Here is a 12527-nt window from a genome sequence, read left to right as displayed (position 1 = left end):
AACGATTCGAAGTATGATATCCATGGGTAAACGAAATGATGGAGATGATACCATGGCATTTGGAAGTTCTCGATTCAAAAAAAGTATAGCCTTTAAATGGTTGCTGTCCTATTCGATCATCCTGATCATTCCCGTGCTGATTAGCGCCTTTATTTATGCACAGACGGGGAAAATTGTCGAGTTTGAGATCAATCGGGCTAACAACGCAATGCTCAAGCAGGTAAAATACATTGTTGACAGCGGAGTGGATCATACGACTAAACTGGTTAATCAGCTATCGATCAACAATGAAATTCTTGGTTATATCAATTTGACCAAGGAGACAGAGCCAGCGTACCAATTCACGATTTATAAAATGGGCCAGGAAATTAGCAAATATCGTCTCTCCAACGATTTTATCAAGGACATTTACATTTACTCGAAAAGCTTGAATGCTGTACTGACCCCGGAAACATATACCCAAAGTGACTTGTTCTATAACATATTCCACAAAAGCGATACGTTTACTTACGATAAATGGACCCAACTGATGAATGCTCCGCATACAAAGGAATACATACGAATACTGAAGCTGGACAATGATCATCTTGCCGAAACCACTGCATATATGCAATCCTTGCCCATCCAAATGCCTGCGGATTCATTGGGTACATTGGTAATTACGCTTAACAATACTAAAATCGAGAAGATTCTTCAAAACATGGATTGGGTTGACCGTGGTCATGTTGTGATTGTGAATGCAAACAATCAGATTCTGTTCCAAAATGATCCTGCCTATAAGCCGATGATCGCTTATGAAAGCATGGCAAAGGCTCGGGAGGGCAGCTACTTCGACACCATTGACGGGGAAAAGGTAATGGTTTCGTACACGACGTCCGAAGCCGCAGATTGGAAATATGTAACGATCATTCCATCCCGGATTTTTTGGGAGCAGGCTGAATATATGAGGAACCTGAATTTACTCGGATTGTTCGTCTGTTTTGTAATCGGTGGCGTGGTGATCGTTGTTTTTGCCCGAAGGAACTACAATCCGATTAATCAAATGGTTCGCTTGTTAACAGGTAAGGCGAAGCTGAATATGGACAACGAACAAAATGAATACGAATTCATCCACAAATCCATCATGGAAACGATCCGGGAGCGGGATGATATTAACAATAAGCAGCTGCAGCAGATCAAGCTGCTCCGCGGATATTTTGTGTCCAGGATGCTGAAGGGGCAGCTGGAAAAGGATGTCGATCTAGCGGAATCCCTGCACATATACAAAATCGAACTGCTTTCCTCTCAATTTGCTGTGCTTTTATTTCAAATTGACAGCAGCCGCAGTACGGACAAGGAGGCCCAGCTTTCTCAGTTTATTGTATCCAATATTGTCCAGGATGCAGTGGGCAGTATGCATTCGATCTGGTTCAGCGAGATTGATGGAACGTTGGCGGCTTTATTAAACTTCAGCTCGGAGGACACGACTCAATGGAAGGACACATTGGAGGAAAGTCTGGGTGAGGCCAAAGATTTCATAGAGCATAGGTTCCGGATTCAATTTACTGCTGCGGTTAGTGATGTGCAGACTGGATTTTCGGAGATTCATCAAGCTTTTTTGCAGGCACTCGAAGCCCTTGAATATCGAATGGTCGTGGGAGAGGGTCAAATCGTATGGTACAGCGATATCAGGAACACGAACCATACCTACTCGTATTCCGTGAATCAGGAGCTGGTTCTGCTCAATTTGTTAAAAAGCGGCAGCTATGAAGAAGCTCGCCAACTCGTTCTTGATGTGCTGGATCATAGCTTTGGTCAAACTCAAATCTCAATGGAAATGCTCAAATGCGTGATGATTGATTTGATCAGCACCATGATGAAATCTATGGACAATGAAGACAATGGCATGAGAATTTTGGAAGAACTGAGACCGGTCCGAAGAATACTTACGTGTAATACCCGACTGGAAATTGAAACCGAACTGCTGGATATGATCAAGCGGGTCTGCGATTATGCTGAAGGCAAGTATAAAGCCTTATCCAATTCCAGTATGGGCGATAAGGTCACGGAGTTTGTAGAGGCGCACTATGCCAATCCCGATTTGAACGTATCTTTACTCGGCTCGCATTTCTCGATTACACCGCAATACGTGTCCAAGCTGTTCAAGGAGCAGACGGGGCAAGGGCTGCATGAATACATCAGCCAGACCCGGCTCAAGCATGCCAAGCGTTTGCTGCTGGAGGGTGCAACCATTGATGACACGGCTCAGCGCGTCGGATTTGCAAGCAGCAGCGCATTTATTCGGGTATTTAAAAAATTCGAGGGAGTGACACCCGGCAAATTCAGAACCATTCATTAACTGATTTTCTTCAATAACAGCCCAGGGTAATGAAGGAGCGTGTCAAAACGTTCCTGCGCCCTGGGCTTTTGTTATTGGCAAACAAAAGCTGATTTATTTACATCGAATAGGCTTCCCATCTGAGGTTTTTTTACAAAATGAGCATTGTTTTTAAACTGACTACTGCGATTTTCGTGATTTTGTCGATCATTTTCAAATTGAAACTTGATGACCTGGCGGCTATCGCCTACATTAAAAGCGGGTACCCAATCCGGATTTAAGCAATCGATCAAAAATAGCAAACAACGGAGGTCTATGGATGAATAGAAATAGGTATAGCATGTGCACCGCATTATTAGCAACTATCATGCTGATGTTATCCGCTTGCAGCTCGGAGCAGGCAGCTCCAGCAGCAACGGATAAAGGTGCGGATGCAAAGGGAACGACCGATACTCCCCAAGGAGCGATCTACCCTTTTAAAAAGAATGTGACGGTGTCCTACATGACGGAATTCCCGGGATCCGAGCAAGGGTTCAAGGAAGAGTTGAAGATCGAGAACTCATGGCAGCAGACGATGGAAAAGCGTACAGGCATTAAGCTCAATCATCGCGGTGGAGCCAAAATGAACTCACAGGAGTTCAATCTGATCCTTGCTTCCGGCGATCTTCCCGACATTTGGACGAACGATTGGCTGAATTTTCCGGGCGGCCCCGAGAAGGCGATCGAGCTCGGATACATTATGAAATTAAACGATGTCATTGATAAGTATGCCCCTAATTTGCAAAAGGCTCTGAAGGACAATCCAGAGATGGCCAAATCGATTCGTACAGATACAGGCGCTTATTATGCGTTTCCATTTTACCGTTCACCAGAAGCTCAAATCTACGGAGGACCTATTATAAGGAAGGATTGGCTTGACGAATTAAGTCTACCGGTTCCTGCGACGATGGATGAATGGTATACAGTCCTGAAAACGTTCAAGGAGAAAAAGGGGGTAAGCGCTCCATTCACGCTTCGTACGATGTTTTGGGAAAGAACCTCTGCCTTCCAAGGGGCTTATGGCGTGATGAACGGTTTTTATCAGGAGAACGGGAAAGTGGTCTTTGGTAATATCCAGCCTGGTTACAAGCAGTTTTTGACCACGATGCACAAATGGTACGCTGAGGGCCTTCTGGATAAAGACTTTGCTTCGATTGATGCCAAAACGGTCGATAAAAAAATGACGACAAACGCCAGTGGTGCGACGGTTGGATGGACAAACGGTTATATCGACAAATATATGGATGCTTTAAAGGCGACAGAGCCAAAGGTGGAGCTTGTTGGTACGACTTATCCGACCTTAGAGAAGGGCCAACGGCCGAAGTTCGGACAGATGGATAATGCTTACTTTGGCTGCTGCTCAGGTGCGATCTCAGGAAACTCCAAAAATGTTGAGGCTGCCGCTCGTTGGCTGGATTATAACTATTCCAAGGAAGGCCAGATGCTGAATATGTTCGGCATTGAGGGTCTTACGTATACGCTGGAAAATGGCCAAATCAAATATACGGATCTAATTACGAAAAATCCTGAGGGAAAAACACCATTTGCCGCCCTGTCCGGAATCGCACGTATTACGAATCATCCGTTTATGCAGGTTGGACCGGAGCCTGCAACGGTTAAGCAGGCTGCAGATGCGGTCAAGCTTTGGCAGAATACTGACCATGCCAAATATTTGCTTCCTCCGATTACACAGCTTCCTGAGGAATCGAAGGAAATCGCCAAGATATTGAATGAAGTGAACGTGTTGGTAAAGGAGTCGGAAATTAAATTCATTCTTGGTGATAAACCACTTGATGAATTCGATGCTTATGTGGGGCAATTAAAGAAATTGGGAGTCGACAAAGCAGTTGAACTCAAGCAAAAGGCCTTGGAGCGTTATCAAAAAAGATAAGACGAAAAAGTGAGGGGGGAAAGCTCTTGGTTTTCCCCTGCAATTTGCTTGACAGTAAAGGGGAATTGAATGATGAATGTGCGGATCGAATCAGGAGAAGCCAGTTTAAAATATACAAAACGATCTTCATGGTTGACCATTGTGCGCAAGGATTTTGTTCGTAATAAGGCACTATATTTGCTCGTAACGCCCGTTGTGCTGTTCTATATTCTGTTTGCTTATACACCTATGTATGGAGCGATCATTGCTTTTAAAGACTACACACCGATTAAAGGAATTGTGGGCAGCCGCTGGGTTGGGTTGGAGCATTTCAAGGAATTTTTTGGAAGCCTGTACTTCTTTCGCATTATGAAGAATACGCTGCTGCTAAGTTTTTACAATTTACTGTTCGGGTTTCCGGCTCCGATTATTTTGGCAGTGCTGCTGAATGAGCTCAAAAGCTCCATTTTTCGAAGAGTCACTCAAACGATAACGTATATGCCGCATTTCATTACACTGGTTGTCGTGTGCGGAATCCTGCGCGATTTCACGCTAACAGACGGCTTGATCAACGATATGATTGCTTATTTTGGCGGGGAACGTATCGCTTTTCTGCAAAAGGCGGATTTTTTTCGAACCTTGTACGTTTCTACGGAAATTTGGCAGGGGATCGGTTGGGGAACCATTATTTATTTGGCGGCAATTACGGGTATCGACCCTCAGCAGTACGAGGCAGCCAAGATCGATGGGGCGAACAAGTGGCGGCAAATCTGGCATATTACCCTTCCGGGTATTCGTCCGACCATCATTATTCTGCTGATTTTGGCGATCGGAAACATGATGAATGTTGGATTTGAAAAAATTATTTTACTTTACAACCCGGCAACCTATGAAACGGCCGACGTGATTTCGTCCTATGTATACCGTAAAGGGATTCTGGAATTCGACTATAGCTTTAGTACGGCAGTCGGGCTATTTAACTCGGTAATTAATTTTATTGTGCTTCTCGCAGCCAATTATTTAAGCAAGAAGGCCAGCGGCAGCAGCTTATGGTAAGGAGGCAGATGTCATGAACAAGAAAGTAAGTCTGGGTGAACGCTTATTCGATATCAGCAACGTGCTGTTGATGCTGGGCTTGATGATAGCTACCTTTTACCCGATTTTATACGTGGTAATTGCATCACTTAGTAACGGCAGCAGATTAATTGCCCATCAGGGCTTGCTATTGTGGCCACAGGGCTTCTCGCTTGATGCTTATAAAGCCGTATTGCTAAATCCAAGCATTCTTCAGGGCTACAAAAATACACTTTTCATTGTAATCGTGGGTGTTGCCATTAATTTGGTGTTGACCTCTATAGGTGCTTATTTTCTATCCAGGGACAACGTATTCTGGAAGGCGCCGATTATGATGATGATTGTCTTTACGATGTTTTTCAGTGGAGGTCTGGTTCCCTTCTACCTGACGGTGCGTGCGTTGGGTCTGTATGACAGTATATGGGCATTGATTGTGCCTGGAGCGATCAGCACCTTTAATCTGATTATTATGCGTACTTATTTCCAGTCGATCCCCAAGGATATGGAAGAATCGGCGGTGATGGACGGAGCGGGCCACTTTACGATTTTGTTCCGGGTCTACCTGCCCTTGGCTATGCCGGTTGTTGCCGTCATGATTTTATATTATGGGGTCGGTCATTGGAACAGCTGGTTTAACGCGATGGTTTTCTTACGGAATCATGACTTGTATCCGCTCCAGCTCATATTACGCAATATATTAATCGATAATGATGTTGAATCGATGATGGGACAAACCTCGACCTACATGTCGAAGCAGGAAGTTGCGGAAACGGTTAAATATGCTGCGATTATGGTATCGATTATACCGATTCTGCTGCTGTATCCATATGTACAAAAGTATTTTGTCAAAGGTGTAATGATCGGTGCATTGAAGGGCTGATTAGATGCTTCTTAACAGACTCCAACATTTAGCTTCCCAAGATCGAAAAGCAATGAAAACTTCGTAAGGAGCGATTCAGATTATGATTAGAGAAAACATGGACAGAGCTTGGGAGTTTTCACATGGTCAAGCTTCTGGCGGGAGCATATATGCGGCATTGCAAGAAGAAAAGCCGGGAAGGACCGTTCACTTACCGCACGACTTTACGATAGAAACAGATTCTTTTCCTGAGGCGCCTAGTGGAACAAGAAGCGGTTATTACGGCGGAGGGATTGGTACCTATAAAAAGATCCTGAATATTCCTGAAGCGTATACAGGAAAACGTGTACTAATCGAGTTTGATGGGGCATACATGAACACAATCGTTGCATTGAACGGTCATCAAGTGACTCAGCATCATTACGGCTACACACCATTCCATGCCGATCTCACTCCCTATCTGAAACCAGGTAAACCTAACCGACTTACCGTAACCGTCAACAACTCGGCTCAACCGAATGAACGTTGGTATACCGGCTCTGGCTTATACCGACATGTGAACATGCTTACCGCACCGCAGCTCCATATCGCTCCTTGGGGGATTTTTGCCCGCACTTCTCATATTACAGACAGAACTGCCTTTGTCATCGTTGAAACTACGGTTGAAAATCATACCGCAGATCTCGCAAACCTGTGGGTGGAGGTCAAAATTGAGAAGGAGTCGGATGGTACACAAGCCGGTACCGGAAGGATTAAGGTTCTTGCACATCCAGGGACAAAATCCGTGGGCCGGGTTATGATTGCGGTCGAACATGCCGAGCCGTGGGATATTGATTCCCCTCATCTTTATAAAATCAAAGCGCAACTGACGAACAAAGAGGCGATTCTTGACAATGACAGTACTCTGTTCGGAATAAGAACGATTTCCGTTGACACGAAAAACGGTTTCATGTTAAACGGACGAACGATTAAGCTTAAAGGCGGCTGCGTTCATCATGACAATGGAATTCTGGGTGCAGCATCTTTTATGGATAGCGAGTACAGAAAGATGAAGATTCATAAAGATAATGGATATAACGCCATACGCTCCTCCCATTACCCGCCGTCCAGCGAAATGCTGGAAGCATGTGACCGCTTAGGACTTCTTGTCATTGACGAGGCTTTTGATGTCTGGACGATGGGGAAAAGCCCTCATGATTATAGCCTGTACTTTAAGGAGAATTGGAAGGCGGATATGGAAGCATTTATTCTTCGCGACCGTAATCACCCATGCATAATCATGTGGTCGACGGGCAATGAGATTACGGAACGCGGCGGGCTGTCTGACGGATATACTTGGGCTGCCAAGCTGGCGGCATGGGTACGAGAGCTCGATCCTACGCGCCCGATAACAAATGCAGTCTGCGGATTTTTTAACGGGCTCGATGACGAGGATATGGCGGCTTGTCAGGAAGAAATGCTGCATGAATATAGAAGAAGCGGAAGCATACAAAATTTCGAGTCCAAATATGGGAAGGCGATTTGGGGAGATCTGACGGAAGCGTATTGTGCCCCGCTCGATGTAGTGGGGTACAACTATCTGGCTCACCGTTACAAGGAAGATGGGATGAATTATCCAAACAGGGTCATCTGCGGCACGGAAAGCAAAGCTATGGACATGGCGGAGTACTGGGATGCTGTTGAAAGTAATCCTCATGTAATCGGTGATTTTACCTGGACGAGTTGTGACTACATAGGTGAAGCGGGTATCGGCAGAGCGGATTATTTGGATCCCGAGGACACGATAGACATGCTCAATTTAAAAAATGTCAAATTTCCTTATCGTCTTTCCAATGACGCAGACTTTGATCTCTGCGGCTTTCCACGGCCTCAGCATGCCTATCGAAGGATCGTGTGGGGGTCTAGCGAGACCTTTATCGCTTCCCGTAATCCTGAAAACTATGGCAAGAGGGAAATCTTGGGAAAATGGGGTTGGCCTGAATGCGAAAATGCTTGGAGTTGGGCCGGTTATGAAGGAAGTCCAATACAGGTTGATGTCTACTCAGCCGGAGAAGAAGTGGAACTGATCCTGAACGGCAAAAGTTTGGGAAGAAAACCTGCCGGTAAGGGAAACCATTTTACAGCGAAGTTTGATATCACATATGAACAGGGTGCGTTGGAAGCCGTAAGCTACACTGCAGGCAAGAAAGTATCATCCAGCCTGCTTACGTCTTCAGCAGAGCCTGCCGGTATTCGTATTAACCTCGAGAGGAATGAACTTGCGGCAGACGGACAGTCATTATGTTTTGCTATTGTTGAAATCATCGATAAAGACGGAAAGGTCGTTCCAACAGTCGAAATGAAGGCAACAGCTAAGGTTGAAGGAGCAGCAACACTGGCGGCATTTGGCACTGGCAGGCCTCAGACCAATGAAAACTATACAAGAGGTGAGTTCACTTCCTATAAAGGGAAGCTGCTAGCGATTGTCCGTGCAGGCTATGAGTCCGGTCTATCACTTTTGACGGTTAGTATTGACGGTTTTGATACCGTGACCGTCGAAATACCCGTAAAGTAAGATCTGCTAAGTTGACCGTCTAAAATCGGGTTGCCCAAAATTTTCCCGAGGCGGATTTGTATGGAACGGCGTATGCCAAAGGACATCGCTGCTGCGGTCACGATTCAGCTGGTGAATCTGCCGCCCGGCAAGCTGCTGCTGGAGGTGGAGATGTACCTGCTGGATCGTGAGCATCACAATACGTACCGGCAGTGGCAAAAGCAGGGCAGTCCGCGAGCTCCGGAGGAAGCGCATATCCGCGAGCTGCTCCTGGCGGGCGAACTATCGCCGAACTCCCAGTTTAAGGCCTTTGTTGAACAGGGGTCGGCCAGCTTTGAAGTACTGCTGTCCCAGCAAAGCTTGCAGCTCTATATCGTGAGGTTGTTCAAGAATAGAAAGGATGATGACACTTATGATTCACAGCAAACTGCCCAAAATCTGGTATGGAGGAGATTACAATCCCGATCAATGGCCCAAAGAGGTTTGGGATGAGGATATGCGCCTGTTCAACGTAGCGGGAATTGATGTTGCCACCGTGGGTGTATTCTCATGGCCGGCGCTCCAGCCGGATGAAATCACCTATACCTTCGAATGGCTGGACGAAGTGCTCGACAAAATGGCGGCGAACGGTGTCTATGCATGTCTGGCAACGGCAACGGCAGCGGTTCCCGCCTGGATGGCCAAGCGGTATCCCGATGTGCTGCGGGTTGACTTCGAAGGCAGAAAACGCAAGTATGGCGGCCGGCATAACTTTTGTCCGAACAGTCCAACCTTTCGTTTGTATGCAGCACGGCTTGCCGGCAAGCTGGCCGAGCGCTACAAGGACCACCCAGCGCTGCTGCTGTGGCACATTAACAACGAATATGGCGGCCACTGCTACTGTGAATATTGCGAGAAAGCCTTTCGGGTATGGCTGAAAAGCCGCTATGGCACCCTACCTGCGCTGAACAAGGCGTGGAACACGAGCTTTTGGGGACATACGTTCTACGATTGGGACGAAATCGTACTGCCTAATCTGCTGTCGGAGCATATCAATAACGAGAAAACAACGTTTCAGGGCATTACGCTTGATTACTACCGGTTCCAATCGGATTCGCTGCTGGAGTGCTATAAAGCCGAGTATCGGGAAATCAAGGCAGCTACACCGAACATCCAGATTACGACCAATCTGATGGGAACCTTCAAGCCTCTTGATTATTTCAAATGGGCTGAGCATATGGATATCGTATCGTGGGATAATTATCCTCGCTTCAATACCCCGATGAGCTTGGTCGCTTTGCGCCACGATTTGATGCGCGGGCTGAAGCACGGCGCCCCCTTCATGCTGATGGAGCAGACGCCCAGCCAGCAAAACTGGCAGGCCTATAACAGCCTGAAGCGGCCCGGTGTGATGAGGCTCTGGAGCTACCAGGCGGTAGCGCGTGGGGCGGATACGGTGATGTTCTTCCAGCTGCGCCGTTCTATCGGAGCCTGCGAGAAGTATCACGGAGCGGTGATCGAGCATGTGGGTCACGAGCATACGCGCGTGTTTCGCGAATGCGCGGAGCTTGGACGGGAGCTGAACCAGCTGGGAGATTCCTTGCTGGATGCCAGGACGGAAGCGAAGGTGGCGATCGTCTTCGATTGGGACAATTGGTGGGCCATTGAAATGTCCTCGGGTCCAAGCATCGATCTGAAGTATGTGGATGAGGTACACAAATATTACGAAGCGTTGTACAGCCAGAATATAGCCGTCGACCTGATCGGTGTAGACACACCGCTCGATGGCTATGAAATCGTGCTGGCTCCGGTGCTCTATATGGTAAAACCGGGGTATGCTGACCGCCTGAAGGCGTTTGTCGAGCGGGGAGGCACATTTCTGACGACATTCTTCAGTGGTATAGTTAATGAAACGGATCTTGTTTCATTGGGCGGATATCCGGGAGAGCTGCGCCCGCTGCTTGGAATTTGGGCTGAGGAAATTGACGCCTTGTTTCCGCACATGAGCAATCAGATCGTCATGAACCAGCCGCTTGAGGGCATGAAGGAAACCTATAACTGCGGTCTGCTGTGCGATCTGATCCATTCGGAAGGGGCCGAGGTGCTGGCTGTATACGGATCGGACTTCTATCAGGGGATGCCAGCGCTGACCCGCAATCGGTACGGCCAGGGTGAAGCCTGGTATGTGGCCTCCAGTCCGGATGCTGACTTCCTGAATGATTTTGTCTGGCAGATTTGCGCAGCCCGAGGGATTGAACCGGTTCTGAGCACGCCAGCTGGTGTTGAAGTGACCAGACGGGCGAAGGATGGTATTCCTTATTTGTTTGTCATGAATCATAATGATACCGCAGTCCAAATAGAACTTGAAACGACCTCTTATCTGAATGTACTAAACGATAAGCACTATACAGGAACGATGGCATTGGCAGCCAAAGATGTCTGGATTCTGTTTCAAGTTCAATAAACCCTTTTGTGGGCATTGCAAAATCGAGTAGTAGTGTCGACTTGAGCACACGAACGCACGAACATATACAGCAAAAAACTCGTCTTTGGCTTTATGAGCCCAAGACGAGTTTTTTGCTGTTTGCTACCAGATAGGCACGAAACCGTTAATTTCGTCCAGAACGGCATCGACCGCCTGTACAACTTCAGGGGACAAGGCAACTCCGCTTGCTTGGATATTTTCTTCGATTTGTGCTAGTCGGCTGGCTCCGACAATGGCTGAGCTCACACCCGGCTGTCTCAATATCCAGGCGATTGCGAGCTGCGACAAGGTCAGTCCTTGATCTTGGGCAATCGTATCCAGTTTGCCAACGCACTCAAGAACATCGTCCTGCAAATAGCTGCTGATCCAGCGGTTGATATCGCTGTTGGCTGCGCGGCTTTCGGATGGAATCGGCTGGCCTGCCTTGTATTTGCCGCTCAAGATGCCTTGTGCCAGCGGAGAAAATACGATTTGTCCCAAGCCTTCTTTGACGGAGGTTGGCAGCACTTCTTTCTCAATATAACGGACAAGCATGTTATAGATAGGCTGGTTCGAAATTAACGGCCTCAGGTTCAACCTTTTGCCTATATGGACCGCATCAGTAATCTGTGCTGCCGACCATTCGCTGACTCCGGCATACAGGACCTTGCCCTGACTCACCAAATCGTCCAGAGCGCGCAGCGTTTCCTCTAACGGCACCTCTGGATCGAACCGGTGACATTGGTACAAGTCGATATAATCCGCCCCAAGCCTCTTCAGGCTGGCTTCGCACTGCTCAACGATATGCTTGCGCGACAGTCCTTTATCGTTGGGTCCGTCACCCATTGGGAAATACAGCTTCGTAGCAATGACATAGCTTTCACGCGCATAATTTTTAAGCGCTTCGCCGACGACGATTTCCGAAGCACCGCGGTTGTACGCGTTGGCTGTATCAAAGAAATTAACACCGTTATCGTAAGCATACTGGATGCAATCGATTGCAGTCTGCTTCTCCACTGCAGTACCGTACGTTAGCCAGCTTCCCAACGAAATCTCACTGACTTTTAATCCACTTCTGCCTAAATTCCGATATTTCATGTTTATATTCCTCCTGTTTAATCGATCTGTTTGCTTAATAGCGATACTAACAGCGTTCCTGATCCTCATGATACAGGATGGAAAGAAATAATTTAAGAACTGACTTATTATGCAATTAGTTACCTTGAAGTAACCATGATAGAGATACTCCGAGAGATGAGGCTGTACCGCCAGCACTTTTGGCTTGCCCAAAAACCATTTTGTCCCATAAAGCTAACATTGACAGATGCTCATTAGTGGCATAATAATTAACATCTAAGAACAGTCAGGTTCCAAGGAGAGCCAGATGTTTAA

General features: G+C 47.0%; 8 protein-coding genes. 7 read left to right on the top strand and 1 reads right to left on the bottom strand.

Annotated features, from left to right (window positions below; translation table 11 throughout):
- The first annotated feature begins 52 nt into the window (after window positions 1-52).
- The 7 genes from LRL21_RS08720 (at window position 53) to LRL21_RS08690 (ending at window position 11135) form a co-directional block, all read left to right on the top strand.
- On the top strand, window positions 53-2338 hold the full coding sequence (locus LRL21_RS08720; protein WP_240415385.1) for a helix-turn-helix domain-containing protein: 2286 nt from the start codon (window positions 53-55) through the stop codon (window positions 2336-2338).
- Window positions 2339-2636: 298 nt separating this feature from the next.
- Window positions 2637-4247: an extracellular solute-binding protein gene (locus LRL21_RS08715; protein WP_240415384.1), complete on the top strand. Its 1611-nt coding sequence runs from the start codon at window positions 2637-2639 to the stop codon at window positions 4245-4247.
- Window positions 4248-4379: 132 nt separating this feature from the next.
- Window positions 4380-5282 (top strand): ABC transporter permease, encoded by a 903-nt coding sequence (locus tag LRL21_RS08710; RefSeq protein ID WP_240415452.1) that lies wholly within the window; start codon window positions 4380-4382, stop codon window positions 5280-5282.
- Window positions 5283-5295: 13 nt separating this feature from the next.
- Window positions 5296-6180 (top strand): carbohydrate ABC transporter permease, encoded by an 885-nt coding sequence (locus tag LRL21_RS08705; RefSeq protein ID WP_240415383.1) that lies wholly within the window; start codon window positions 5296-5298, stop codon window positions 6178-6180.
- Window positions 6181-6262: 82 nt separating this feature from the next.
- A complete protein-coding gene (locus LRL21_RS08700) occupies window positions 6263-8713 on the top strand; it encodes a glycoside hydrolase family 2 TIM barrel-domain containing protein (RefSeq protein WP_240415382.1) in 2451 nt (816 codons plus the stop codon).
- A gap of 60 nt (window positions 8714-8773) precedes the next feature.
- Window positions 8774-9184: a hypothetical protein gene (locus tag LRL21_RS08695; RefSeq protein WP_240415381.1), complete on the top strand. Its 411-nt coding sequence runs from the start codon at window positions 8774-8776 to the stop codon at window positions 9182-9184.
- A complete protein-coding gene (locus tag LRL21_RS08690; RefSeq protein WP_240415380.1) occupies window positions 9105-11135 on the top strand; it encodes a beta-galactosidase in 2031 nt (676 codons plus the stop codon). The genes LRL21_RS08695 and LRL21_RS08690 overlap by 80 nt, the downstream gene beginning before the upstream one ends.
- Before the next feature lie 123 nt (window positions 11136-11258).
- Here the strand turns inward: LRL21_RS08690 and LRL21_RS08685 are convergent, their stop codons facing one another.
- Window positions 11259-12233: an aldo/keto reductase family protein gene (locus LRL21_RS08685; protein WP_240415379.1), complete on the bottom strand. Its 975-nt coding sequence runs from the start codon at window positions 12231-12233 to the stop codon at window positions 11259-11261.
- Window positions 12234-12527: the final 294 nt, after the last annotated feature.

Origin of the sequence: Paenibacillus periandrae, from assembly GCF_022458865.1 — a bacterium.
GTDB lineage: Bacteria > Bacillota > Bacilli > Paenibacillales > NBRC-103111 > Paenibacillus_S > Paenibacillus_S periandrae.
This window is presented reverse-complemented; position numbering and strand designations above follow the sequence as displayed.

What these genes read in the sequence shown, in the direction of transcription:
- LRL21_RS08720 (WP_240415385.1), top strand. Translation starts at nt 53, where the DNA reads ATGGCATTTGGAAGTTCTCGATTCAAAAAAAGTATAGCCTTTAAATGG.
- LRL21_RS08695 (WP_240415381.1), top strand. Translation starts at nt 8,774, where the DNA reads ATGGAACGGCGTATGCCAAAGGACATCGCTGCTGCGGTCACGATTCAG.
- LRL21_RS08685 (WP_240415379.1), bottom strand. Translation starts at nt 12,233, where the DNA reads ATGAAATATCGGAATTTAGGCAGAAGTGGATTAAAAGTCAGTGAGATT.
- LRL21_RS08690 (WP_240415380.1), top strand. Translation starts at nt 9,105, where the DNA reads ATGATTCACAGCAAACTGCCCAAAATCTGGTATGGAGGAGATTACAAT.
- LRL21_RS08705 (WP_240415383.1), top strand. Translation starts at nt 5,296, where the DNA reads ATGAACAAGAAAGTAAGTCTGGGTGAACGCTTATTCGATATCAGCAAC.
- LRL21_RS08700 (WP_240415382.1), top strand. Translation starts at nt 6,263, where the DNA reads ATGATTAGAGAAAACATGGACAGAGCTTGGGAGTTTTCACATGGTCAA.
- LRL21_RS08715 (WP_240415384.1), top strand. Translation starts at nt 2,637, where the DNA reads ATGAATAGAAATAGGTATAGCATGTGCACCGCATTATTAGCAACTATC.